At 37.1% G+C, this 25,474-nt stretch carries 30 protein-coding genes and 3 pseudogenes; 10 read left to right on the top strand and 23 right to left on the bottom strand.

Annotated elements, in window-relative coordinates:
* Positions 1-55 precede the first annotated feature (55 nt).
* The 7 genes from MKX49_RS03140 to MKX49_RS03110 form a co-directional block, all read right to left on the bottom strand.
* Entirely contained in the window at positions 56-1,594 is a 1,539-nt protein-coding gene (locus MKX49_RS03140; protein ID WP_340874895.1) for a phosphoesterase, read from the bottom strand.
* Between the two features lie 420 nt (positions 1,595-2,014).
* Complete coding sequence (locus MKX49_RS03135; RefSeq protein ID WP_340874893.1) at positions 2,015-3,094, bottom strand: copper resistance D family protein; 1,080 nt, start codon at positions 3,092-3,094, stop codon at positions 2,015-2,017.
* Positions 3,091-3,633, bottom strand: a complete 543-nt coding sequence (locus MKX49_RS03130; protein ID WP_340874890.1) for a copper resistance CopC family protein — start codon at positions 3,631-3,633, stop codon at positions 3,091-3,093. The genes MKX49_RS03135 and MKX49_RS03130 overlap by 4 nt, the downstream gene beginning before the upstream one ends.
* 9 nt (positions 3,634-3,642) lie before the next feature.
* Positions 3,643-4,263 carry a class I SAM-dependent methyltransferase gene (locus MKX49_RS03125; protein WP_340874887.1) on the bottom strand — a complete coding sequence of 207 codons (621 nt, stop codon included), beginning with the start codon at positions 4,261-4,263 and terminating at the stop codon, positions 3,643-3,645.
* 161 nt (positions 4,264-4,424) lie between these two features.
* Positions 4,425-4,862 carry a disulfide oxidoreductase gene (locus MKX49_RS03120; protein WP_340878457.1) on the bottom strand — a complete coding sequence of 146 codons (438 nt, stop codon included), beginning with the start codon at positions 4,860-4,862 and terminating at the stop codon, positions 4,425-4,427.
* A complete protein-coding gene (locus MKX49_RS03115) occupies positions 4,862-5,545 on the bottom strand; it encodes a DsbA family protein (protein WP_340874885.1) in 684 nt (227 codons plus the stop codon). Before MKX49_RS03115 ends, MKX49_RS03120 begins: the two co-directional genes overlap by 1 nt.
* Before the next feature lie 233 nt (positions 5,546-5,778).
* Positions 5,779-6,321, bottom strand: a complete 543-nt coding sequence (locus MKX49_RS03110) for a copper resistance CopC family protein (protein WP_340874883.1) — start codon at positions 6,319-6,321, stop codon at positions 5,779-5,781.
* Between the two features lie 123 nt (positions 6,322-6,444).
* Here MKX49_RS03110 and MKX49_RS03105 point away from each other — a divergent pair, with 123 nt between their 5' ends.
* Together MKX49_RS03105 and MKX49_RS03100 are read left to right on the top strand one after the other, a co-directional pair.
* A complete protein-coding gene (locus tag MKX49_RS03105) occupies positions 6,445-6,765 on the top strand; it encodes an ArsR/SmtB family transcription factor (RefSeq protein ID WP_340874881.1) in 321 nt (106 codons plus the stop codon).
* 42 nt (positions 6,766-6,807) lie between these two features.
* Positions 6,808-9,465: a heavy metal translocating P-type ATPase gene (locus MKX49_RS03100; protein WP_340878456.1), complete on the top strand. Its 2,658-nt coding sequence runs from the start codon at positions 6,808-6,810 to the stop codon at positions 9,463-9,465.
* 503 nt (positions 9,466-9,968) lie between these two features.
* Here the strand turns inward: MKX49_RS03100 and MKX49_RS03095 are convergent.
* From MKX49_RS03095 to MKX49_RS03045, 11 genes and pseudogenes are all read right to left on the bottom strand, one after another.
* Positions 9,969-10,604, bottom strand: a pseudogene (locus MKX49_RS03095) (SpoVR family protein); the annotation flags it as partial.
* A 205-nt stretch (positions 10,605-10,809) separates the two neighbouring features.
* On the bottom strand, positions 10,810-11,871 hold the full coding sequence (locus tag MKX49_RS03090; RefSeq protein ID WP_340874879.1) for a flavin-containing monooxygenase: 1,062 nt from the start codon (positions 11,869-11,871) through the stop codon (positions 10,810-10,812).
* Positions 11,872-11,949: 78 nt separating this feature from the next.
* Positions 11,950-12,234, bottom strand: a complete 285-nt coding sequence (locus tag MKX49_RS03085; protein WP_340874877.1) for an ArsR/SmtB family transcription factor — start codon at positions 12,232-12,234, stop codon at positions 11,950-11,952.
* A gap of 239 nt (positions 12,235-12,473) precedes the next feature.
* Positions 12,474-12,749 (bottom strand): adhesin, encoded by a 276-nt coding sequence (locus MKX49_RS03080; protein ID WP_340874875.1) that lies wholly within the window; start codon positions 12,747-12,749, stop codon positions 12,474-12,476.
* 23 nt (positions 12,750-12,772) lie between these two features.
* Complete coding sequence (locus MKX49_RS03075) at positions 12,773-13,198, bottom strand: protein-tyrosine phosphatase family protein (protein WP_340874874.1); 426 nt, start codon at positions 13,196-13,198, stop codon at positions 12,773-12,775.
* 16 nt (positions 13,199-13,214) lie between these two features.
* Positions 13,215-14,162, bottom strand: a complete 948-nt coding sequence (gene trxB, locus MKX49_RS03070; RefSeq protein WP_340874871.1) for a thioredoxin-disulfide reductase — start codon at positions 14,160-14,162, stop codon at positions 13,215-13,217.
* Positions 14,163-14,179: 17 nt separating this feature from the next.
* The gene (gene arsA, locus MKX49_RS03065; protein WP_340874869.1) at positions 14,180-15,949 is read right to left on the bottom strand and encodes an arsenical pump-driving ATPase; all 1,770 of its coding nucleotides are present in this window, start codon (positions 15,947-15,949) and stop codon (positions 14,180-14,182) included.
* Positions 15,950-15,971: 22 nt separating this feature from the next.
* On the bottom strand, positions 15,972-16,337 hold the full coding sequence (gene arsD / locus MKX49_RS03060) for an arsenite efflux transporter metallochaperone ArsD (RefSeq protein WP_340874868.1): 366 nt from the start codon (positions 16,335-16,337) through the stop codon (positions 15,972-15,974).
* Positions 16,338-16,425: 88 nt separating this feature from the next.
* Positions 16,426-16,845: an arsenate reductase (thioredoxin) gene (gene arsC / locus MKX49_RS03055; protein WP_340874866.1), complete on the bottom strand. Its 420-nt coding sequence runs from the start codon at positions 16,843-16,845 to the stop codon at positions 16,426-16,428.
* A gap of 32 nt (positions 16,846-16,877) precedes the next feature.
* Positions 16,878-18,176 carry an arsenic transporter gene (locus tag MKX49_RS03050; RefSeq protein ID WP_252269692.1) on the bottom strand — a complete coding sequence of 433 codons (1,299 nt, stop codon included), beginning with the start codon at positions 18,174-18,176 and terminating at the stop codon, positions 16,878-16,880.
* A 17-nt stretch (positions 18,177-18,193) separates the two neighbouring features.
* A complete protein-coding gene (locus tag MKX49_RS03045; RefSeq protein WP_340874862.1) occupies positions 18,194-18,541 on the bottom strand; it encodes an ArsR/SmtB family transcription factor in 348 nt (115 codons plus the stop codon).
* 165 nt (positions 18,542-18,706) lie between these two features.
* Between MKX49_RS03045 and MKX49_RS03040 the strand changes: the two are divergent.
* The 4 genes and pseudogenes from MKX49_RS03040 to MKX49_RS03025 all read left to right on the top strand — a co-directional run.
* Positions 18,707-18,887: pseudogene (locus MKX49_RS03040) on the top strand (VOC family protein); the annotation flags it as partial.
* A 114-nt stretch (positions 18,888-19,001) separates the two neighbouring features.
* Positions 19,002-19,424 (top strand): Hg(II)-responsive transcriptional regulator, encoded by a 423-nt coding sequence (gene merR, locus MKX49_RS03035; protein WP_340878454.1) that lies wholly within the window; start codon positions 19,002-19,004, stop codon positions 19,422-19,424.
* A gap of 28 nt (positions 19,425-19,452) precedes the next feature.
* Positions 19,453-19,911: a putative iron-sulfur cluster-binding metallochaperone gene (locus MKX49_RS03030; protein WP_340878453.1), complete on the top strand. Its 459-nt coding sequence runs from the start codon at positions 19,453-19,455 to the stop codon at positions 19,909-19,911.
* A 9-nt stretch (positions 19,912-19,920) separates the two neighbouring features.
* Positions 19,921-20,388, top strand: coding sequence for an NUDIX domain-containing protein (locus tag MKX49_RS03025; protein ID WP_340874861.1), 468 nt, complete (start codon positions 19,921-19,923; stop codon positions 20,386-20,388).
* A 332-nt stretch (positions 20,389-20,720) separates the two neighbouring features.
* On the opposite strand, the gene MKX49_RS03020 is transcribed toward MKX49_RS03025, so the two are convergent.
* Entirely contained in the window at positions 20,721-21,035 is a 315-nt protein-coding gene (locus tag MKX49_RS03020) for a hypothetical protein (protein ID WP_340874860.1), read from the bottom strand.
* Between the two features lie 203 nt (positions 21,036-21,238).
* On the opposite strand from MKX49_RS03020, the gene MKX49_RS03015 reads away from it, so the two are divergent.
* Entirely contained in the window at positions 21,239-21,514 is a 276-nt protein-coding gene (locus tag MKX49_RS03015) for a hypothetical protein (protein WP_340874858.1), read from the top strand.
* Positions 21,515-21,587: 73 nt separating this feature from the next.
* On the opposite strand, the gene MKX49_RS03010 is transcribed toward MKX49_RS03015, so the two are convergent.
* A complete protein-coding gene (locus tag MKX49_RS03010) occupies positions 21,588-21,887 on the bottom strand; it encodes a hypothetical protein (protein ID WP_148357276.1) in 300 nt (99 codons plus the stop codon).
* Between the two features lie 444 nt (positions 21,888-22,331).
* Positions 22,332-22,621 (bottom strand): annotated as a pseudogene (locus tag MKX49_RS03005) (protein-tyrosine phosphatase family protein); the annotation flags it as partial.
* A gap of 159 nt (positions 22,622-22,780) precedes the next feature.
* On the opposite strand from MKX49_RS03005, the gene MKX49_RS03000 reads away from it, so the two are divergent.
* Positions 22,781-23,746: an arsenic resistance protein gene (locus MKX49_RS03000; protein ID WP_340874853.1), complete on the top strand. Its 966-nt coding sequence runs from the start codon at positions 22,781-22,783 to the stop codon at positions 23,744-23,746.
* Between the two features lie 82 nt (positions 23,747-23,828).
* On the opposite strand, the gene MKX49_RS02995 is transcribed toward MKX49_RS03000, so the two are convergent.
* A complete protein-coding gene (locus MKX49_RS02995) occupies positions 23,829-24,230 on the bottom strand; it encodes a MerR family transcriptional regulator (protein ID WP_340874851.1) in 402 nt (133 codons plus the stop codon).
* Between the two features lie 81 nt (positions 24,231-24,311).
* Here MKX49_RS02995 and MKX49_RS02990 point away from each other — a divergent pair, with 81 nt between their 5' ends.
* Together MKX49_RS02990 and MKX49_RS02985 are read left to right on the top strand one after the other, a co-directional pair.
* A complete protein-coding gene (locus tag MKX49_RS02990) occupies positions 24,312-24,551 on the top strand; it encodes a hypothetical protein (protein ID WP_340874850.1) in 240 nt (79 codons plus the stop codon).
* Positions 24,552-24,569: 18 nt separating this feature from the next.
* Positions 24,570-24,899: a hypothetical protein gene (locus tag MKX49_RS02985; RefSeq protein WP_340874848.1), complete on the top strand. Its 330-nt coding sequence runs from the start codon at positions 24,570-24,572 to the stop codon at positions 24,897-24,899.
* A gap of 140 nt (positions 24,900-25,039) precedes the next feature.
* On the opposite strand, the gene MKX49_RS02980 is transcribed toward MKX49_RS02985, so the two are convergent.
* A complete protein-coding gene (locus MKX49_RS02980; RefSeq protein ID WP_340874846.1) occupies positions 25,040-25,459 on the bottom strand; it encodes a universal stress protein in 420 nt (139 codons plus the stop codon).
* Positions 25,460-25,474 lie beyond the last annotated feature (15 nt).

The following is a 25,474-nucleotide window of genomic DNA, read 5'->3' as shown; positions in this document are numbered from 1 at the left end:
ATTATAGCAAAGACGAGGAGTAATGATGCTCCTCGCCCATTTTTTCTCTTCACATTTACTTTGTGGACTTGATAAATATTGGGTTCGAGTAGAACCAAAGATCTGTCCATGGGTTTTCTCCCTTAGGGTCTTTTTCTGGCTCTAACTGGTCTGTACTCGTTCCACGTAAACGGATATAACTATCTTTATCAACATCCTTTAACGTATAGGAAATCTCGATATATTCGCCACGTTGCTTCCAATCTTTCTCAGTAAAACGTTTGACGACTTTTGTTGTCGGATTGGCAGCGGTTGAGCGGTCTTCCACTTTTCCAGTCACCTCTCCTACAATTAAGTCGACCCGTTTTACTTTTGGTTGATCTCCATGAGAATTCGCAGCATTAGGATCTTTTATTCGAACTGTGACTGTTACATCCTTAGACTTCTTACCTGGTAATGTAAGAGTTTCCCCAATAGAGGCCGAATTTCCTTTGGATTTAGAGTACCAGCGTGATTTTCCTCCAGCTTGAGCTTTAACATCTAATTCAGAGACGAGGTCACCTGTTGCTACGAATACTTTACCATTACGAAGGCTTTCCATGATGTCTTTGTAGTCTTTCTCTGCTTTTACATACGTTTTTGAGTATTCTCCAGGCCAGAAGTCGCTTCCCCCATCACGCCAGTTAACATGCGAGTCAGAAGTAGCGGTAATCCACCAGTGTCTTCCTTCACCTAGCATGGAATCCCATAAACCGCCAACTTTAGCTGTCATTTGATCAAATCCGCCCATGGTTGGGGCGTTTTCGTTTCCATATGATCCTCGGGCACCTTTAGGGTCAAGCGAGCCGTCTGAATTGATAGCGGAAGCTTGGTGGCCAGGAGCACCTTCCATACCGATGGAAATGTTCGGCGCTGTGTCGTTCCAATTACGGAATTCCTGCGGTGTATCCTGCCCCCACTCACCATCACCTGTTGCTGAACGAGAAGGGTGATGTGCAATTTGAATTGGAGGCTCGTCCATTTGCTTCATATAGTTAAGGGCATCGATCATAGTGGATTCCGTATCTCGGCTACCATCATTTGGATACGGCTCACGCTTATTAAACTTACTTTCTATGTCATAAAGTGTTTTTGATTCATTATCACCTTTTGGAATGATAATTGAACTGTGATCGGCAGCAGGCGTATCAAATTCCATTCCATAGAACTGAAGAACTTCTGGAACTGCTTGACGAGATTTCAACAATTCAGGGTATGCTTGCTCTAAATTCACCTTGGAATGGTTCGGTCCACCATGATCCGTCGTAACCATCCAATCAAGTCCATATTTATGTGCATTTTGAGCATTTTTGACGGTTGGGTATATAGCATCTCCACCTTTGATTGGTTCAGGAGGGTTTTTGGTGTTGTCCCAGCCTACACTCCATTCACTATGAATATGATGATCCCCTGCGAGCCATGTAGCCCTATTCTGCTTTTTTTCTTCTTTTGAAAATTCTTTTGCTTGTGTTTTTTGATCATTATCCTTGATAAAAGGTTGGGTTGTAAAAGCTGTGGTTACAAGAAGTGTTGTTGCGATTAAAGGAATAGCTTTCTTCTTATCACGAGATTTCATGTTCACGTTCCTCCTATGTATATAATCAACAGTTGAATTATAAGGAACCTGTGTATGAATTAAATTAATTGATTGTAAAACTCTTGTTAATATTCCGATAATTCTTTTGTAAAAAAAATTAGGGGGTAGCTATTCACCGAAGTGAAAAGCTACCCCCTCTTATATTACCTCAGCAACAACTGCTACCACCTAATAATACTAAGCCAACACCATCTTGATTTTCTTCCTTGTCTAATGTAAATTCCTCAGTTGAAGCAATTTAAAAAATCTATTGCCACTTTAATTCCGTTAATGTTCTGGATAGCATCTAATTCTTGCGGGGCATCTAAAGGCCATGTCATTTGTTTTCCGCAACAGCGAATAAGATTTGGTTACTACTAAGTGAATTTCTCATTCTTAATTCATGCGTGAATCAACCTTTTATATTGCAATGGATAGCATCAATCCCATATATAAGGCCGCAATAAAACTTATTCCGAACACGATTCCTAAATAGGGTTTTGTTTTTCTAAAACTTACAACAATCATCGACAAAAACACGAGCGAAATTATCATTAACAAGATGGTTTGAAGAGACGGGATGAACTGTATGTGCAACGGAGCAACAATATCTTTGCTTAATAACCATTCTACCCAAGGGGAGGCTCCTTCGGAACTTACTGTAATATCAATTTCATGAGGAGGCATGAGCGTCCCTAATACTCCTGTAAAATAGAAAACAATCATCAGTAAAATGGTTTCACCTATTAACCACGGACGTGGGTTGAAGGATGAAAGATACAATGCTTTTTTTACAAGATAGCCGTTAACAAATGCAAAAGCGATAACAGGTATGATACTTATGTGTTTAAGAAGGAGCATCTGCCCGTAAGGCAGGACCCAAGATTTCATATAATCCTGTGGTTCCACAAAAGAAAACATTATGATAAACCCACTTATTAATATGATGACTAAACAGGCAAGAGCAAATGGTGTAAACCATCGCAAAAACCTTAACCAATTGGACTGCTTCTTTGAGAACCAAGAAACATGGATGAGTATGCCTGTCCATAATGAGACAATAAGAAAATGTGTCGTGTGAGAGAACAATCCCGACCAAAATGACAACGATGCACTATGGCTAGCATAACCCACTCCAAGGAACATCAGTAATAACAACAACGCCTGTAAATATCTTGATCCTTGTACATGGATAGTCATCCATAATAACGTCGCCATAAAACCTATGAACGTCCAGGCTTTTCCTACCTGAAAATCAGTAAAGGCGGACAAGGTGGCTTGTTGTAACCCAATACCTTCCTTAAAAAAGGAGATGACTTGAACAATGGGTCCTAATGTGAAAATTATAATACCCAAAGTAGAAAGAAGCAAAACAGGTTTCGGTATCCTAATCACTGGCTTTTTTTCTTCTGGTACAAATTGTAACGCCACATGCCCAGCAAGTATGGAAAACAATATATAGTTTCCAAATTCAGCAAAAGGGATAAGCATATTCATCATTTGCGCTTCTTCCTAAACAGCAAAACTAGACCTAAGCCCAAAATGACAAAAAGAAGGACGGTGACGATGGTTGTTACTGGATTGGATGAGGTTTGATCTTCCTTCTGCACCGCTTCTTTATCCTGCTGTTCATTTTGTTGTTTGTTTTCTTCTGCTTTTGGTTGTGCCGCTTCTTTTTCTTCGTGCATGTCTTCTATTTGTACACTGAATGAAACCTTGCCAGAAATGGGATGCCCATCCTCCCCTGCAATAGTCCAGTCAATGATATACGAACCATTTTCAAGAGGAGCAGAAGGTGTTCCAACCATTTTCTTGTCTTGTACCTGAACTTGAGAAAGTGAAACTTCTTCTCCATCTTTCATGAGTTTCATAGTGCTTAATTCCTCAATAGCTCCTGCAAAGTCTAGAACGATTTCATCCAGTTCCTCGGTAACCATTTCCCCTTCTTTAGGGTTGGAGGAAGAAAGTTCCGTATGTGCATTGGCTATGGTAGGAATGGATAGGAACATACACATCAACATAAAGAGTATCTTTTTCATTCTTATGATCTATCCTTTCTTGTTAGCTGTTATTTTTCTATACAACCCATTCATCATAACATCCTTATCCTCTATAATTTCGCAGGCGTTTTCGACAATTTTGAAAACATCATAAAAGTCCATTCCGATATCGGTTCCCATTCCTTTTAGTATGGGACGTAATACTCTCTGACCCGTCCTTATTTTTTTTCCTTTTGGCACAAACTTATCAAACACGAGAAAACTGCCATTCTTCTTTAATACCCGTACCATTTCCTTAATCGTTTTTTCCGCATCAGGTACTACCGTAAGAATTAAGTTGGCAACAATAAAATCAAATGTTTCGTTCTCAAAGTCCAATTGCTGTGCATCCATTTCTTTAAACGTTATGGATTGATCCGCATATTTCCCTTGTGCCTGTTTTAACATATCACCCGAGTAGTCAATAGCCGTAATCTCATATCCCTTATGGAGTAGGTAAGGTAGGTCCGCTCCCGTTCCAACACCGACTACAAGAACTTTACTTCCCTTGTCCAAGCTAACTTCATGAAAGATTTCTTTTCTTGCTTTTAAAAACAAACCAGCATTAAAGACATAATCGTAAAAGGGCGACCAACATTTATAAATAAATTTATTCCACATGTTATTCATTGCTTTCCCCTCCAATCAAAATAGGCTCCCTCATGGGAGCCCTCTGTTATTTGTCTTTTAATCTGAGAAGTCGTAGGCTGTTGAGTGTGACAATTAGAGTAGCGCCCATATCTGATGTATGCTTTTTCAAGCTCTTCACCATATCGGATTGCCTTTTATCTTTAATCTTTTTTTGGTTTTTTTATCAAAAGCATGAACACGATAATCAAAGTAAAAGCTGATAATGCTAAAAATGGAATAGTGATAAAGCCAAGCCAGTTAATATATTCTGCACTACAAGGAACACCACTTACGCATGGTTTTAATTCGGCAAACCCTGGAACTTTTTGTTCGAGGTAGTGGAAAAGAGAAATACACCAACCAATTATCGCCATGGGTAATATAAATCTTTTTACCGAAGCGTCATTTTGGAAAGTACCAATTCCAAGAATTAAGGCTAATGGGTACATCAATATACGCTGATACCAACATAGTTCACAAGGAATAAACCCACGAATTTCACTAAAGTATAAACTCCCCAACGTTGCCACAACAGAAACTAACCACGCCATATAAAGAAATAACTGATTATTATTTGGCCTTCTTGCCCTTTCTTTCATCATTTACTATCCTCAAACTCTTTATCTATAAGGCTTGTAATCTTTTTATAGTCAAAGGGGTCTTCGAGCATCGTACCGTTAACCATGATACTTGGGGTAGATTGTACTTTAAACTCTTCAACTAATTTTTCATCCTTATTTACTTCTTCTAAACCCGTTTGGTTCTCTAAATCGTTTTTTAATTGTTGTACATCAATTTCAGGAATAGTCTTTGCTATTTCTAAAATTTTCTCATTTGTTATCCATAATCCGTCGTGATTCTCACTTGGTTGTGCTTTAAATAACTCTTTATGGAATATCCAATAACTTTCTGGGTTTTGTTTATAAACTGCTTCTCCAGCCAATGAACCTAGTTTGGATTCATCCCCATGAAATAACACATTGATATACGAAAACTTCACTTTGCCCGTGTCTACATAATCACTCATTAATTGTCGATAAATGGTTTCCCCCCAGGCTTTACAAGAAGGGCATTTAAAATCACCGAATTCCACTACTGTTATCGGAGCATCAGCTTCACCTAAAGTAGGTTGACCTTCTATTGGTGGCTGTTTATCATACGTTGTTTCACTATTTGATTTAGATTTCATATTGTTAACGATGACTAATGCAGCCAATAAAACAAATACGGCTAATGTTAGAATTACTGCAATTTTAAATGGTGGATTTTTACTTTTCATCATCCTTACACCTCTTTGAAATTATTTTCTAAACTTATAATCTTATTGGATACTTAACTAACAGTTAAATAACTTCTTTCGAAAATCAAACCAGTCCCCAACATTAAAACATCCTTTGATCCGTTTATTTCTGGACGATAATGCCTTGGCAAAAAGATATAAAAGAAAGCTACCTGTTAGAAGGGAAAGCAAAGAAATAATAATGCCTCACTAATTTCACCCAAGACGATCATTTTTCACTTTTTCCTCCTCATTAACCACAAAAAACTGCCTATAACGATAAATAATAAAACACCTATGGTTAATGGTATTATGTAAGACTGCATTTTATTTTGTTCAGTTTCATGTTTTGCTGGCGTAATTACTTCTTTTTCTTTAACTTGTGCAGTCTCTTTCTTTTGCTCTTTCGAAGGAGTTTCAGCCATAGGATCATTAACAGTGAAAGAAAAATGACCATCTATCGGATGTCCATCTCCCCCTATTATCGTCCAGTTAACTTTATAATCTCCGTTCTCTAAAGGCTGAAAGAAAGTAGCCCACATTTCATCGTCTTCGATTACGAAATTCCCAAGTGGAATAGATTCTCCGTTTGAATTTAAAACATTGATTTTACTTGTCTGTTCAACTTTCGTTCCAAAAATTAAAGTTACCTCTTGAATGGGTTGTGCTATTACTTCACCCTCTTTAGGTGTTGACTCTTTCAATGAAGTGTGTGCGAATGCTTGATTAGAACATAAAAAGTACAGGATCAAAAATAATACTGAAACCTTTTTAGTCATTCAATGAACTCCTTTTCATTAATTATGTAATCATTTAACATTGTTTGACACACATATTAGGTATTGCTAATATGATAATAACAAAACACATTAGCCCTGTCTAATATGTTCGGAGGTAAATATATGCAAAATATTGATATCGATATGAAGGTTAAACTAATCCATGGATTTTCAAATAAAACAAGGATTCAAATCCTCGAATGTATAAAAATTCAAGAAAAAACGGTTTCCCAAATTGTAGAAGAGATTAGCGGTAATCAATCTAATATTTCTCAACATCTTGCGTGTTTAAAAGGTTGTGGAATTATTGTGGGGAGGAATGAAGGAAAATACAGCTATTACAGTTTACGAAATCAACATATACGGGATTTATTAACGATGTTTGATACAGTTCTTGGAGATGTTCAAAATGATGTTGCATGTTGCGATCGTCATATCGATTAGGGGTGATTTAAATTGGATGACCAATGTTGTGGCTCAAATAAAATGAATGAAAATAAAAAGGAAAATGGTTGTAGCGCGTCTGATGAATCCATTGCAAAACTAGAGAATTCAAGTTGTTGTTCAAGTAACAATATTTCAGTAAATGGTAATAATCCATTACCTATTTTAATTCAAGTAAAAAATAATTGTTGTAGCAGTAATTCATCAAAGGAAACCGTTAATGAACAAGAAAAAATAAGCTGTTGTAGCCCTTCCCCAACAAGTGACAATAAGCAAAAAACTAATGCTTGTTGTAACAGTGAAACAACAGAAGAGAAAATTACCTTGAAAACAAACTGTTGTAGTAGTAATGATCAACAGACAAAAGATACAATCTCGAATTCTCTTCCTCCTTGCGAGAAGATGGCATATAGAGTTCATGGAATGGATTGTCCTGCTTGTGCAAAAACCATTGAAAAAGGTTTAAGCACATTAAAGGATATAGCTGAAGTAAAAGTTAATTACAGCACAGCGAAAATGCAAGTTGCTGCCACTAACGCTGATGCCTTTATCCCGATTGAGAGTGAAATCGAAAAACTTGGATTTTCTATTGAACCTTTAAATCAAAATGGGAATATCAAAACATTTGAAATTGAAGGAATGGATTGTGGTAGTTGTGCTAAGAGCATTGAAAACCACTTAAATACCCTTCCATCGGTTAAAAATGTCAGCGTTAATTTCTCGACTGGAAAAATGAAAATCGAACATTCCAATAGTGTTGAAGATATTATGACCGAAGTTTCTAAAATCGGTTTTAAAGCTTCCTTACCATCAAAAAACCAGTCGATACAGACCCATAAAAATAAAAACGAAAATGGTTTAGTCATCTTATCTGGTGTACTAATCGCTCTTGGCTTTATCGGTTCATTTAATGGAGTTTCTACCACGATGTCCTCAATACTGTACGCCATTGCAATGGTGATAAGTGGGGCTAAGCCAGTTAAAAGTGCATTCTATGCAATAAAAAGTCGTTCACTGGATATGAATGTCCTCATGTCTGTTGCGGCTATTGGAGCTGCACTAATCGGTGAATGGCTTGAAGGCGCTACCGTTGTTTGGTTATTTGCAATCGGCAATTTACTACAAACAAAATCAATTGAACGAACAAGGAATTCGATTCGTAATCTTATGGATTTAGCTCCCCCTGAAGCTTGGATCTATGTAGGCTCAGAAATCATCAAAAAACCAGTTGAAGAAATAAATGTCGGTGATATTATCTTTGTCAAACCAGGCGATAAAATTCCATTAGACGGTGAAATCATTCAAGGTGAATCAAGTGTAAATCAGGCACCCATTACAGGAGAATCCATTCCTATCGATAAGAATATTGGTGATACAGTATACGCAGGAACCATAAATGAAAATGGTTCTCTTGAGATTAGGGTCACTAAGTTAGTGGAAGATACGACTATATCAAAAATTATTCACTTAGTTGAAGAAGCACAAGAACAAAAAGCACCAACAGAAGCATTTGTAGATAAGTTTGCAAGTATATATACACCTGTTGTATTTATTTTAGCATTGGCAGTAATGGTTGTACCTTCACTACTTGGATTTGGCACTTGGGGAGAGTGGTTTTATAAAGGACTTGAAATACTTGTTGTAGCTTGTCCTTGTGCTTTAGTCATTTCTACTCCTGTTGCGATCGTATCAGCTATTGGAAACGCCGCAAAGAACGGAATATTAATTAAGGGCGGAACGTTTTTAGAAAAAGCAGGTGCCATCACGGCCATTGCATTTGATAAAACAGGAACTTTAACGGAAGGAAAGCCTCAAGTATCAGAAATTAAGTCGATAAACGTATCAGAAGAAACATTACTGTCCATAGCATTAACACTAGAAGGTTTCTCAACACATCCTATTGCCAAATCGATTGTTCGTTACGGCAACGAAAAAGGAATCCAACCTAAAAATGGTGAGTTATACAAAAGTATTGTAGGAAAAGGTGTTCAAGCAACAATTCAAGGAGATATTTTTTACGCAGGTAATCTAAAGCTATTCGAAGAAATGAATGTAGATTTAGAGGATATAAAAAAACATATTCATGAAATACAGAACAAAGGGAAAACAGTAGTTATAATAGGGACACAAACTCAAGTTATCGGAGTTATTGCTGTTTCAGATACAATACGGGACACTTCAGCATCAGCTTTAGAAGCATTAAAACAAAGTGGAGTTAATCAAACGGTTATGTTGACTGGAGATAATGAAGGAACCGCTAAAATGATTGCTTTTGAAGCGAATGTTAATCGTTATTTCGCGGACTTATTGCCAGAGGATAAAGTAGATGCCATAAAGAAATTACAAAATGAAGGTCATAAGGTGGCCATGGTTGGCGACGGTATTAATGATGCGCCAGCACTTGCAACAGCAGATTTAGGTATTGCTATGGGTGGTGCAGGAACTGATACCGCGATGGAAACAGCTGATATTGTTTTAATGGCTGATAACCTTGATAAATTATCCCATACAATGAAGTTAAGTAAAAAAGCTTTAACGATTATTAAACAAAATATTTGGTTCTCTATCATTATTAAAGTCCTTGCGTTAGTATTCATCTTCCCAGGTTGGCTTACACTATGGATAGCTGTGTTAAGTGATACAGGTGCAGCCTTAATTGTTATTTTAAATGCCATGAGATTGTTAAAATTTAAAGAATAGATATTTATGAGATGTTTCTTGATAAGAGATATCTCATTTTTTTACAATAATAATATTTTTAAAAAAACTGCCTTAAAGACAGGTTCGATATTAAGCTAACGAACCGTTAACCATCCACAAATAGCATTTGTTATAACTTCAATTAAAATTATTGCATCCAAATTCAGGCTACTACGTCAATGGTTTTCCTTCACCATCCCTTTTTTAATATCCCAAGTAGTAGTACAACATAGGGAAGACTTCAGCATTCGACCATTAAGTTATTTCAGAGAACGCACGACGGATTCCATTTCAAACTCATTATTCATTGTATTGAAGATTTAATTTAAGTAATTTGCATTTATTTGACCAAATTCAATTTTATTAGGGATGTTTAACAGGCATAACCTCCAACCCAATATTTGTTTTTCACAGTAATTTATCGATAGACATGACATCGACATATTCCCTGATTTTTAACTTGAAACAAGAAAACTGCCGAGTGACCGGCAGTTTTATCAACTTTATAAATATTTCCGGTGAATGCCTTTTCCATCATAGGAAAACAGGACTTCTTTTCCTTCTATGACTGATTCCATATGCACGGAGCGGCCCCAAAGCTGATGGATATATGGCATGACTTTTTCGAGATATTTCAGATCCAGCTCAATATCTTCATACCAATGTTTTAGATAAAGTTCCCCATTACGCATGAAGTCCCCATCGTTAACTGTGATATAAGGGAAACCTCCGTTAACCCTCATGCTCACAAGTTGATCACGAACATGTTCCCATGCCTTATCGACGATTTTATAATCCTTCCCCTGCTTTTGGAAAAGGTACATATCCTCCCGCATGACAAGATCCTTCGTCAAATAATTGCGGAGAAAGGAAATATCCGATTCGATTTCCCTGACTTCGAACATCTTTTCCCGGCCAGATCCTGGCTTGACGCCGAGCCTAATCATTTCTTCGGTCGGATTATCATAGCGTTCTTCAATATCTTCAAGCACTTTCAATCCTAGATAATAAGGATTGATGCTGGTCCGTGAAGGCTGCACGACACCTGCGTTCAGTTTAGCGAATTCAATCGCTTCCCCCGAGGATAGATCCAATTCACGGATAATGCGCTGATGCCAGTAGGATGCCCAGCCAAGATTCCAATAAAGCGGTTCAATCCTAACACATTGGAGTTATTCATTTTAAATGAATAACTCTACCCTTTTCGGCAGCTATCACCACGGCCTAGCTTTTCATCTTCAGATCTGTTTTCACTTCCGATATTAGGTCAAGTTGTTTGTTGTGAATTTCGTCATTTACCTCTTTATAGTTTGGGTACCAGCTTAAAGTGTCCATGTAATAATATTAATTGCCTTTGTCCTTTATTAATTTTTTTACTTCTTTAATCACATATTTCGCATCCACTCCGACTCCTCGAATGGTTGCAGAAGAAAATGATCGTTGTCCTGAAATTCCTACAAAATATAATCCATCGATAGTGGTACTAATTCCTTTATTTTGTAATGGGGAACCGTTGGAGCCTATTGCATTTTTAAGTGATGTTAGATAACTCACATGAGGACGATAACCAGTTGCATAAATGACCGAGTCCACTTTTTCCCTTCTACCATCACTCCATACGATCCCTTCTTCTGTATAGTTAATAAACATGTTTTTACATTCGATCTTGTTTTTTAAAATCGCTTCTTTATAAATTCCTGTATCCATTACTGAAGTATCCATCGCGAACTTTCTCCCGTAAAACAACGTATCAAATCCAGTTATTTTCAACCAAAAGTGAATGTCTTTCCCTAATATCCTTTGTGGTTTAAAAGAAATAGGTTTTCGTGTAGCAAGGGATACCTTTGATACTTTTGCTAATTCAAAGGCAATTTGCACAGCAGAATTACCTCCTCCAACTACCACTACTCTTTTATTCTTATACTCATCTACATTTTTGTATTGGCTTGAGTGTATGATTTTGCCTTTGAATCGATCACTTCCTTCTATTAGGGGCAGATTAGGATATGCAAAAGCCCCAGCTGCTGAAATGACCGTTTTCGTATAAAATACATTCCCTCTTGCGGTTACAATTGTGAAGACACCGCTAACTTTCCGAACAACCGTTACCTTTTCTCCAGTACGAATGTTCAAATTGAAATGTTTAGCATATTCGTTTAGATAAGAAATCACTTCGTCTTTGGATGGATAGCGACTTGAATCTCCTGGGAATCTTAATTTAGGAAGTGATGAATAACGTGCAGGCGAAAATAATTTTAAGCTATCATAGTATTTAGACCAAGAGCCAGCAATTTGATTATCAGTTTCAAGAACAAGGTATGTTAATCCCTGTTTTTGTAAGTGGTAAGCAGAGGCTAATCCTGCCTGCCCTGCTCCAATCACGATGCTATCAAAATGATTCTTCATATTATAATCCCCTTTTTCATATCGTTATTTAACGATATGTTATTTAAAAAAATGAACATATAGCTTCCTCCTACATGTTCATTTACAACAATCCATCAGTAATTGATTTAAGTTTTGTAATAACTCCATAATTTTATTGTTATCAGTGAAGTAAAATACTTCTTTTCCTTCTTTACGCGAAGACAGAAGACCCGCTTTTTTTAATATAGCTAGTTGCTCGGAAGATGTTGATTGACCAATCCCAACTAATTCAGAAACTTGGTTTACCGTTACTTCGCTCCTGTTTAGAAATAAAAACATAATTTCTTGTCTCTTCTCACTAGCTAGTGCTTTGAAAAAATGATGTATTTCTTCATTAATCAAGACTCATTCCTCTTTTTCTTTTTTATATATCGGGTTTATACGATATGTTTAACTTAATAGTATTCCATACGGAATTTTTTGTCAATTCACTTCAAAATGCGGGCAAAGAAGTTCCCCTCGCCTTTCTTATCAAGATGCATGGTATTGGTGTATATTTATATATGTTAAAGAATGTCATAATTATTAAGAAAATAGAAAAAGGAAGTCATCGACTCCCTTTCCTATAAAAAGAAATTTATTTAACAGCAGTTACTTGCACCTAATAAAACTAACCCCGCACCTTCTTGATTTTCTTCTTTGTCTAATGTTAATTCATCAGTTCCAGTAATTTGTGAATCGATAGCCACTTTGATTCCGTTAATAGTTTTAATATTGTCAGATTCCTGCGGTTCATCTAAAGATATGGTAAATTGTGGTCCACAACAACCAGCAACAGAAGTAAGACGAATCCCTCCTGCACCTTTTTCATTTAAAAAGTTTTCAAGTAATTCTTTTGCACCATCTGTAATTTTCATATTAAATCCTCCCCATTTCTTTCCTATGCATTAGGAAATATTCTTTTTAATGCTTCCTTCATTTCTGGTTTCACCTTAATTTTAGGACGTGCTGACTTAGCCATTTCCTCTGCTTCTTCAATGGACTTTGCCTCACCCAAAGTCAACAAGGTTCCAACGGCAACAGTTCCCGTACGATTGCTTCCTCCAGCACAATGAAAATACACTTTCTTTCCTTCATTATATGCTTTTACGACATGAGCGATCGACGTTTTAATGGATTCATCTTGGTGTTCAGCATCATCGACAATGGGACTATGCATGCGGTTATACTCCGTCTCGCCAGGTGCTTCTGCACGCAAATCAAAAATAATATCGGCTTTCTCATTTTCCATCATGTCTTTCACATCATCTGCGCCACCGATGTAAATGCGATCTTTAATTAATTCATGATAAGTCTTTGTTGTCATTATATAGATCCTCCAATTAAAGTGACTTACTCCAATCATGTACAACGTTTCCTTCTAAATATCTCTCAGCATCTAAAGCTGCCATACAACCAGTACCCGCAGCCGTAATTGCTTGACGGTATTTTTTATCTTGCACATCTCCGCAGGCAAAAACCCCAGGAATATTGGTTTCAGTAGTGCCAGGGATTACGTTGATGTATCCCACATCATCGGTATCTACTTGACCCTTTAAGAATGAAGTATTTGGTGTGTGCCCAATGGCAACAAAGATGCCCTCTGTTTCAATGATTTCCTCGGCATTGGTTTCATTATTTTTCACTTTCAAGCCTGTTACGCCGTTTTCACCAGCCATAACTTCGAGCGGGGCTTTATTAAGTTCCCAGACTATTTTCGAATTTTCTCGTGCGCGGTCCTGCATGATCTTTGAAGCGCGAAGTTCGTCTCTTCTATGAACAATGATTACTTCACTTGCAAACTTCGTTAAGAAATTTGCTTCTTCCATGGCAGAATCCCCGCCACCAACGATAACAACTTTTTTGCCTCGAAAGAAGAATCCATCACATGTAGCACAGGTACTAACCCCCTTGCCAATGTTTTCTTTCTCTCCTGGTATATTCAAAAGTTTCGCGGAAGCACCTGTCGAAAGGATGAGGGATTCCGTCTCGATTTCTCCCAAACCATTTACTTGTAAACGAAATGGTCTTTTTGAAAAATCAACATCCGTAACCCAACCTCTTTTAAATTCTGCTCCAAATCGCTCTGCTTGTTTTCTCATGTTATCCATTAATTCTGTTCCCATGATTCCATCAATAAAACCAGGAAAGTTTTCAACCTCTGTGGTTAATGTCAGCTGTCCTCCTGGTTGATCTCCTTCAATGACAATAGGATTCATGTTTGCTCTCGCCAAATAGATGGCAGCCGTTAATCCTGCTGGACCCGTTCCTAGAATTACAACTTTACTCATATCCATACACCACCAGTTTAGTTAATGTAATCTTTCAGCTTTTCATACCCAACCTTTTCCTCATGCATCCAAGGGATGATTACACATTTCTCAGATGACTTTTCCTTAACTTCATGAATCCATTCTTTTTCTGCCATTGCTTTCCCACTTAATACAGGGTCTGCCGTATTAGTAGCATATAGACTCTGATTAATTACCCACCACTGTGGGTTGATATTTGCCCTTCTTAAATCATCTTGTAATCGGGATGCTTCTAACACGGGTGTGGCTTCGGCAAGTGTGACGATTACGACGGAAGTTTCTTCTGCATTCCTAATTTGAGGAAGTAATTTTTTTACACTCTCAGGGACTTCACCCGTTGACTTGGCAATCTCTTTACTATAAGACTGTGCAGCATCCAACAATAACAACGTGTGACCCGTTGGAGCCGTATCAACGACGACTATTTCATTTTCTGATTTAGCGACTACTTCAGCAAAGGCTCGGAATACGGCTATTTCCTCCGTACAAGGGGAATTAAGATCTTCCTCTAAATAAGCGAGTCCTTCTTCATCTAAATCTTGGCCTGCGTTCTTTATGACAGCTGCTTTGTATTTTTCGACTTCTTCTTTTGGATTAATGCTGCTTATTGTTAAGTTTTGATTGAATTGATCATTTTCAAATTGGTAATTTAAGTGCCCCGCGGGGTCTGTTGTCGTTAAGTGTACACGATGCCCCTTCTCAACTAAACCGACGGCAATAGCGGAAGCCACCGTTGTTTTCCCCACTCCTCCCTTCCCCATTGTGAAAATAAGCTTTGTATTATTTGATGAGAAATCAGTGATCATTTCATTCAATCTTGGAAGATTCGCTGTGTCATCTTCATATGTCACCATCTTTGATGGAATCGTGTATTGTTTAAATAAATATCGTAAATTGTCTATCCCTGTTAAGGAAAAAGAAACAAACGGTAACGAATAAACAGCAATCTGTTTTAAATGTTCTGGTATGTGCTGTAATGCGTTTCTTTGGCGATGATAAAAGGCTGATGACACTTCATCTTCTTCAAGGTGTGTCTGAAGAAGCCCATTCACGATAAGTATTTGGTTTTTCACGCCAATCTCTTTGAGTTCACTTGATGCACGGTCTGCTTCTAAAAGGGATGAGGCATCAGGTCTTGTTACTAGGATTAGTGTGGTTTTACTTGGATTGGAAAGGACCTCCACGGTTTTAGAATAAAGGTCTTTCTTGTCCGCCAACCCTGATAAAGGACCTAAGCATGACGCACCGTGTGTGCTTTCTTCCAGGAATCCACTCCATGCCGTCGGAAGCTGTAAAAGCCTTAACGTATGCCCAGTTGGAGCGGTGTCAAAGATAATATGGTCATACTGATTGACTATGTCCACATTAGTCAACAAATTGGAAAATTCATCAAATGCAGCAATCTCCACCGTACATGCTCCTGATAATTGTTCTTCCATGGTGGCTACGACGGAATCAGGTAGCTTCCCTTTATATGGACCCACCACTTTGTCACGATACGCTTTCGCTGAAGCTTCTGGATCTAAATTACTAGCAAATAAATTATCAACACCAGGTACGGCTATTGGTGTATTGGTTAGACTGATTCCAAATACATCTTGTAAGTTCGAAGCTGGGTCTGTGCTGATGAGCAACACCTTTTTCCCACTATCGGCTAATGCAACGGCGGTGGCACTGGCTGTCGAAGTTTTGCCTACCCCTCCTTTACCCGTTAAAAATAAAAAGGGTGTTTGAATGACATTCTTCGGATTGAAAGATTGAAACATGCTTTTTCCCCTTCTTTCTTTCTTATTTCAGTTGATTTAAATCAATGGAAAGACGAGCTTTTGGCTTTTCATTTAACTCTTCAGGTTTTACTTCAAACCATTCTCCAAACTCTTCGTTCGTTGGATAACTTCCCTCTTTTACAATCTGATTATTAACTAAAATAATCGGCAAGGCATCAGGTCCTTTTTCATGTAAAGCTTTATTAATGTCAGGGTTTTCTGCGAACTTGGCAGGATCATTGGTTAATTGATATCGTTGAATATCAAACCCCTTTTTCTCCAAAGAATAAACAGCAGATGCAACTCTTGTTAATTCAGGATCAACACTCGGTCCACAAACCCCCGTTGAACAACACATGGCAGGATCAAAGATTTCAACTTTCATCACTTGCTCATCTCCTCTTCATATATAATCATTTACTTATACATTGGGTAAAATGAAAGCCGAGAGATCACTCGCGGCTTTTCAATTTTATTTATACGCCCGTTTTAGAGAAACGTTCAATTCTTTCTCCGATTTCATCACGAACACGTTGGAAGGTAGCCCATTTTTCTTCATCTGTTCCTTCCGCTTTTGCTGGATCTTCAAAGCCCCAATGTTCACGTCTCACATGCGGTGGCGTCATGGGACATTTGTCTGCCGCATCGCCACATAATGTGACCACAAAATCGGCATTATTTAAAATGTCAGGGTCAATGATATCGGAAGTTTGATTGGTAATATCCATTCCAACCTCGTTCATCGCTTTAACGGCATTCGGATTTAAGCCATGTGCTTCGATTCCTGCACTTAGCACTTGCCATTCGTCTCCTAGATATTTCTTCCCCCATGCTTCAGCCATTTGACTTCTGCACGAGTTACCTGTACATAAGAAGTAAAGTGTTTTTTTAGCCATGTTGTTTCTCTCCTTTGAGTAAAAAGATGTGTTTAGTGAATAATGAGCAACCATATATATAAGCCAACTAATGTGATGAACAATGTTGGGATGGTTAAGATGATACCCGTTTTAAAGTAGGTTCCCCATGAGATTTTCACGCCTTTTAATGAAAGGACATGTAGCCACAATAATGTAGCCAAAGAACCAATCGGTGTAATTTTTGGTCCCAAGTCGGAACCGATGACATTTGCATAAATCAAGGCTTCTCTTATGGCACCTGTTGTATTCGTGTCGGAAATGGCAAGAGCGTCTATCATGACCGTCGGCATGTTATTCATAAGCGATGAAAGAATAGCGGCGATGAATCCCATCCCGACAGTAGCAGCGAATAATCCTTGATCAGCCGTTACTTGTATAAGGTCGGCTAAAATGTTCGTCAATCCAACGTTTCTCAATCCATACACCACGACATACATTCCAATGGAGAAGAACACAATCGCCCATGGTGCGCCTTTTACAACAGTTTTGGTATTAACAGCTGGACTCCGTCTTGCCATAAACAAGAAGAAAATGGCGATAACACCTGCAATGATGGATACAGGAATGTTGAAAAATTCACTGATAAAATAGCCTACCAACAGAACACCTAAAACAATCCCAGACAGGCGAAACATTTTTACATCCCGAATGGCATCGACTGGCTTCTTCAATTGAGCCATATCATAATTCTTAGGAATGCTCTTTCTGAAGTACAAATATAATACCAGGATGCTAGCTACTAATGAAAACAGGTTGGGAACGATCATTCTAGATGCGAACTCAATAAACCCGATATCAAAAAAGTCAGCAGAAACAATGTTGACCAAATTACTTACCACAAGCGGTAAGGATGTAGTGTCCGCTATAAACCCACTCGCGATGATAAATGGGAAGATCATTCTCTCTTCCAACTTCAAGTTTCGAACCATCGCCAATACAATCGGAGTTAAGATGAGCGCGGCTCCGTCATTTGCGAAGAACGCAGCGACTAGGGCTCCGAGAATACTCACATACACAAACATTCTTACTCCATTTCCTTTGGCGGCTCTCGCCATATGTAGAGCTGCCCATTCAAAGAAACCAATTTCATCTAAAATTAAAGAAATAATGATAATAGCAATGAACGCCAACGTCGCGTTCCATACAATACCCGTAACGGTAATTACATCGTTGAAGTCAACAACCCCAACGAGTAAGGCAAGTACCGCACCCCCGCATGCTGACCAGCCGATTGACAATCCCTTGGGTTGCCAGATGACGAATGTCAACGTCAGCAAAAAGATGATACTCGCTAATATAACTGTACCCACTGATGTTCTCCTCCTTGTTAGTCACAACAAATTCGTTTTCCTTGTGCAGTTAATTCTTCTAATTTAAAGTTTTGACTTGGCAAATCCTTGATGACCGTTTGAATAAATGAGTAATACGCGGATGTTTGATTTAACGAATAAAAAATCCATTGCCCCCTCCTCGCTTCATTCACAATTCCGCTATCTTTCAACTTTCGTAAATGTTGGCTTATAGCAGGTTGGCTCATATCAAACAGGTCTACAAATTCACAGACACAACATTCATGTTCAGACATAATTTTCACCATCGTCAAACGTGTTTTATCACCTAAAAGTTTAAGAACGTTTGCCGTAGCTTCTATATCCAACGCTTCATCCGTTTGCATGTTATCCCTCCTAGCCTAATCGAATAAATAATCATATGCTTATGTGTTTATCCAATATCATTGTATAAGCATATTCTTATTTAATCAAGGATTAAATATTCAACAAAATAATTTTTAATTTTAGTCTGCTTAAAAGAGTTGATAAAAAATGATACTTATTGAACTTATGTTAGTAAATTGGTTGCAGAGTTAAGCTATAAAAGCAATTCTTAATTTTACAAACCAAAGTATTTTTCTTGTTAAATCTAAAGAAAACCAAAGCTCTAATTTTTATGATATTTACGGTGAAGAACATTTTTCTATGACCTTTGAAGTTAATGGGTTAACGCTATTCATGTTAATACATAGATGAGATTGTGAAGTATTGTATTGTATTAACGTCAATTAGTGAAAAAATTCAAAACTCCACTTTACCCTGTACTATGGTACAGGGTTTATAATTTATTATGAGGTGAATATGGTGAAATATCTTATAAGTGAACTTGCAAATAAATGCGGAGTTAATAAAGAAACGATAAGATATTACGAAAGATTTGGACTTATTCCAGAGCCTACTCGAACTAATACTGGTTATAGGACATATCAAGATGTAACCGTCAATCGTATACAGTTCATTAAACGAATGCAAGATTTAGGATTTTCTTTATCAGAAATTGATAAATTACTTGGAGTCGTTGATAAAGACGATGAACGATGTATGGATATGTATGATTTTGTAATTCAAAAAATAGATGAAGTCCAAAAGAAGATAAGAGACTTAAAAAAAATCGAACAAATGCTTAATAATTTAAAAGAATGTTGTCCTGTTGAAAAAACTTTACATGAATGTCCTATTATCGAAACTTTAATGAGTGAAAACAAGAAAACGGAAGAAGGCTTATAGAAATATAAATTGTAAAGGTGGAGGAATGATGGAAGATTGTTGTAGTAACCTAAAAACAACAAAAATTGATAATAATGGTAATTGTCCATCTTGTGAAAATAAAGCTAAAAATGTAAAGTTGATTACACTAAAATCATTGCTTAGACCATCTGCATTAGAAACATTAAATGCTAAAGAAAATCACTATTTTTGTTCAACCGAAGATTGTGAAGTAGTCTATTTTGATACAAGTAAAAAAAAGTACATTGTATCTGACATAAAGGTAGCTGTTCATCAAAAAAATGACTCAGTGACTACACCAATTTGTTATTGTTTTGATTGTACAAAGGAAAAAATTAAACAATTTGTAGAAAAAGGAATTAATCCTAATCCAGTAGAACATATTCGTGAAAACATAAAAGAAAATAGATGTGGTTGTGAGGTAAACAACCCTCAAGGTAGTTGTTGTTTAGGAAATGTTACAAAGTTTACTAATCAATTATCATAGGAGGATTTTATGGATTATTGTGAAGTTATGAGAGAAATGATTGGAAATTCCCCATTGATAGTAGTAAGGCCAAGTGTAGCTATTATTAATAATAAAGGAGAAATTATACTGTATAGATATGCAGGTGGAACATGGGGGATTCCTGGTGGTATTTTGCAGTTAAATGAGTCAGTTGAGGAATGTATTAAAAGAAATGTACAAGTAGATTTTGGGTTAACGTTAAATTCATTACAATTATTTGGTGTTTATTCTGGTATGGAATTATCTAAGAAACCAGAGGACGGTGGTGATGAGTATCACATTGTTGCAATAGGATATTTATGTACTCACTATGAAGGAGAATTAACTCCTGATGAGAATCAGGCAATTGAGGCTCAATTTTTTAAACTAGATCAATTACCTGAAGAAACAGATCCATTCATTAAGAACAAGTTAGTTGAATTAAAAGGGCAATTTACAAAAGTAGTTACACCGTAATGAAGTTGCAGACAAAAAAAATAAAGTATGAATCAATTCTATATTGGGTTCAGAACATCTCTAAACACATAGAATAAAATAAGAAGATAGGGATTAAAAAGTTTAGCTAGAAGTTAGGTTCTTCCACAATCGGGCGCGATTCTTTAATAAGAATCGATTTTCTTAATGAACTAACAGGTGCTTTACTTCATTATCAGGAGCTGACCAGCAGCTCCTTTTCTTATGGAATTTTCGGGGCAGGATAGTTCAGTAACGTCGACATATAGTGAACAAATAAAAAAAGACAGTGTACCACGCTGCCTCTTTTTTTATGGGTTAAAGAAAACGAAGAATTATTTAATCTTATCTAGTGAAATTATTCTATGTTTTAATTCTGAATTCATATCTAAAACACCTATCACAATTTGATTATCTTCCGTCAATGTTATGTATCTGAAATAATCATCATCAGAAATCAACAAATCGGTGTCATTCGTCGTTTTTTCCATTTTAGCAAATACATCTAATGTGTACTCAAGGTGAAAAAAATCATCAAATCCCTTGCTTGAGCTACCTACCCAGGTATATAGAAAATCTTTCAGTGTGATTTGTTCAATCACCGATAATTGTTTCTTAAATTTCAACTTATCTACTGTTACGCTTATCATCTTTCATCTCTCCTTAACGAGTTTTAATTATATACATTGAAGTCTCCTCCAACAATGCTATTTGCGTAACAATCCGTTTACAGTTTAGTTACTATACTAAAGGGGCAGGTTTGTTTAAGAAGAATGTCCATATTCTTCCTAAAGGCTAAATGATTGTTTTCTGATAAAATGATGTGAATTACAGCCTTTTAGGAGGAGAAAGATTGGATGCTTTGGTTGTTGGATTATTGTTTTTAATTCCAGGAATAATCTTTTTCATATTGGTTTTGTTAAAATATACGGAAGAGGAACATCTGAAGGAAGTTAAGAAGTGGAAATGGATAAGAAATGATACCTATGCTTCTTGGGCAGAACAGGATATGATTCTTTTTCACAAAATAGCAAGTAAATCCTACATTATAGCCAAAATAATTCTTATACTGTTATCAATCATTCCAATTGTAATAGGTGCTTTCGCTTTATGGGTCTTTTTTTCGTAGATTGACTCCTTATTCAGCTAACGGGTACGTTAGCTGAATTTCGAAGCTGCCATTAAGGCAGCCACATTCAATTTTATTGTTCATGTGTCCAAGTGATTGATTCACCTGTGGATGGGCAGCTTGGGAACTTTTCTCCTTGCTGAAGCACCACATGTTCTCCATCTGCATCTAGATAATGTCCTGATTCCATAACAGTTTCTCCAGTTCTATGAGTGTGGCTTGCATGAGTCCAGGTTGTAGAATTTCCTGTGGAAGGACATTCAGGAAAGGTTTCCCCTTGATGCAGGTCTTTTTTTTCCCCAGTAGTACAAATGTAAGCACCAGCTTCTGACACAGTTTCTCCTGTGTGGTGATGGTCTGTGATGTGAGTCATAAGAATTCCTCCTTTTGATTTAACTAAACAACAACTGATAGTTTCTCACAGATACATTAAATTATTCTATTGATGGGAAGGTAGAAATCGCAATAAATAATGAATCCCCACGATTCCCAAAAGCACGGTAAAAGCTACTTTTCCTTTCTAGAGACTTTTCGATTTCTGCCAAATCAATTCATAAAACGTGACGTAACCCATCGTTCCAATAGTCATTCCCATCATAACGGTATTCCACTTTATTGAATCCACTCTCATATTCAGACCCATAAAAATATTCACGCCGAGCACTATGGAAAGAGTAAAACATAAAATTGTAAAGTTTATTCTTTTCTTATTTGAGGGCCGCAACAACCTGCAATTGAGTATAGACGAATTTCTTTTGCATCATTTTCATTTAAAACGTTTTCTAAAAGTTGTTTTGCACCCTCTGTAATTTTCATATTAAATCCTCTTCATTTCTGGTTTCACCTTAATTTTAGGACGTGCGGACTTAGCCATTTCCTCTGCTTCTTCAATGGACTTTGCCTTTCCTAAAGTCAACAAGGTTCCAACCGCAACGGTTCCTGTGCGATTGCTTCCTCCAGCACAATGAAAATACACTTTCTTTCCTTCATTCTAGGCTTTTACGACATGATCGATTGACTTTTTATGGACTCATCTTGATGTTCTGCATCATCCACGATGGGACTTTGCACACGGTTATAATCATTTCCTTCATGGGCTTCTGCACGTCAATCAATAATAAAAATGATTTTCTCAGTAATTGTCGGACGCCATAAAAATAACATCATCTGCGTTTTTAAGACAATTTGAACCCTTTGATTTATCATTTTATTATGTTTATAGTTACATAGTAATTCATAAACAAAATTAAAAGGGGATAGGAGATAATGATTACGAGAGAACAACTTGAACATAACCAAGTCTGGCTATATGTCATTGTATTAGTTATAGCAGCTGGATTTGGATTAATGGTTCCTGATGCTGGAGGACAATTAGATATAACGATTTCTTTAGTCATCGCGATATTAATGTATAGCATGTTTTCACAGATTCCATTTGTATCTTTAAAAAAAGCATTTGGAAACCGTCGTTTTATAGGGGCTTTATTAACGGTTAACTATATTGCAGTGCCGAGTGTGGTATGGCTACTATCAAAGTTACTCCCAGACCATCCACCGTTGTTACTTGGGATTTATTTAGTTTTACTGACCCCATGTATTGACTATGTCATTGTTTTTACATCTCTAGGTCGCGGAAATGAAAAGCTGATACTGATGTCAACACCGATCCTCTTCATTACGCAAATGCTCCTGTTACCTCTGTATTTATGGCTGTTTATGGGAGAGGAAGCAGCAGGAATAGTGGAACCAGGTCCATTCCTTGAAGCCTTTTTCGGTCTCATCGTTATTCCACTTGGAATCGCTATTGCCATTCAGCTATTCGCAAAAAAGGCACCTGTCGGCAATCGAATATTAGATCTATCAGCATGGCTCCCTGTTCCGTTCATGGCACTTACCCTTTTTGTTGTCGTAGCGTCTCAAATTGGCAAATTATCTACCTACATAGACCAAATCATCCAGGTCATTCCGATATATATTGCTTTTATGATCATCATGCCGATCATTTCTCGATTCATTGCTAAGTGGTTCAAGCTCGATACAGGATCAGGTCGTGCCCTTATTTTCAGTGGATCAACTCGCAATTCGCTTGTGGTTCTTCCTCTTGCCTTAGCTTTGCCCGATGAATTAAGTACGCTGGTAGCAGCCGTCATCGTCACCCAGACAATCGTCGAGCTTGCAGGTGAACTGGTTTACATTCGGATCGTACCTAATCTACTCTTGCGTGAAAAATAAGCCTAGATCCTTTTGATTTGTAACAAAAAAGCCGATTCCTTCATATAAGGAATTCGGCTTTAACATTAAATAAACCTAACCATCAACTACAAGTACCATCCGATTTGACCTTTGCAAGACACTCTGACCATGTAAGACATGTACACTTTAATCCATTTTCTAAAATACCCAACATGGTGTTAATTTGTTTCTTCTTTTCCTCTAACTCCGAACGCTTTTTGTTTGCCATCTGTTTCCATCTCTCTGATGGGGAAACGGTAATATCGAACCCCTCCAAGAGGACCGTAATTTCTTGGTTACTGAATCCAGAAAGCTGGGCCGCTTTAATAAACCTTAATCGGTCTAAAATCTCTATTGTATAACGTCTTTGTCCATTCACTCTTTCAGTAAATGGTATCAATCCAATCGATTCATAATAACGAATGGCTGAAGGATTTACTTCAGCCTTTTTGGCTAACTCCCCAATCGAAAGAGTAGCATCCATAATAAGCACCTCTTCTACTCTTGACTTAAAGCTTACTTTAACTATTATACTTAAAAATGAATTAAGAATGGAGGATTTTAAATGAGAACTTTTTTTGCTGGAATTGGAGTAGTGGGCCTATGTGCACTCTGTTGTTTATTTCCTTCCCTTTTCGTTGCCGCAACAGCTGGAATAGTAGGAATTGGTCTTGGTTTTTGGAAATGGGGAGTAGTACTGATTTCTTTATCAGTAGTTGTTTTTCTATTTATGAAAAAAAAACGTACCTGTAATACAGATACTGGGTGTAATTGTTCTTCGGGGTCTTGCTCCCACAAAAAATAATTTAAAGGAGTCTATATTATGACAGATTGCAATTGTAAAAGTTCATCGGAGATCGCATGTAAAATTTCAGTTTTCAATCCAGAGGAGAGATCTCGTTATGATACAATTCGAAAGGATTTGACTAAAAACCTATCCTTCGTAAAAACCACTTCTGGCTATACATTTAATTTCCCCAATCAGCCTTCCCTATTAATAAAAATTGTTGAATGGATTTCTTTTGAAAATCGTTGTTGTCCATTTATTAGTTTTTCATTACACGTTAGTGGTGAATCAGAGAAGATAAAGGTAGAACTAAAAGGGAATGATGCAGTCCAGCATCTCTTAAAAGAAGAATTTCACTTAGACTAATAACTCCCCTAGACCATTAAGGTTTAGGCGAGTTTGCTATTTTTATTCTTAAACTGAAACTAGAGGAAAGAACAAGCGTTGCTTGTTCTAATGAAGGTAGAGACAGGTCAACGATCATTATTTGATATTAGAGATTCATTCTATTTCACTATAAGAACAGGACACTTAACTCTTTTCACCACTTTATGACTTACACTTCCCAATACCATCTCTTGTAATGAATTTAGTCCTCGGCTACCTATAATCACCAAATCAAACTTCCCTTTATTGGCATATTCGACGATGGTTGGACCAGGTTCTCCTCGTAAAACCTTAAAAGTGTAAGACACATTATTGGTTTCCAACCGTTCTTCAATAGGCAAAAGTTTCTTTCGTCGGGAAAGTTCTAATTCTTCTTTTCCATAGGAATGAAGAACTTCGTCCTTTGCCTTAGAAAAGTCAACTACATAAACCAATTCAATGGTACAATTTTCAATCAAAGAAGCAATCTTAACTGCTTCTTCCGTTGCCCGCAATGAATGTTCCGACCCATCTACCGCTAATAAGATGTTTCTATACATATTTTTGCTCCTTTT

The sequence above is a fragment of the Peribacillus sp. FSL M8-0224 genome (genome assembly GCF_038003055.1).
Lineage (GTDB): Bacteria > Bacillota > Bacilli > Bacillales > DSM-1321 > Peribacillus > Peribacillus frigoritolerans.
Note: the sequence above shows the minus strand (reverse complement) of the source record. Positions and strands in the feature narration are given on the sequence as shown.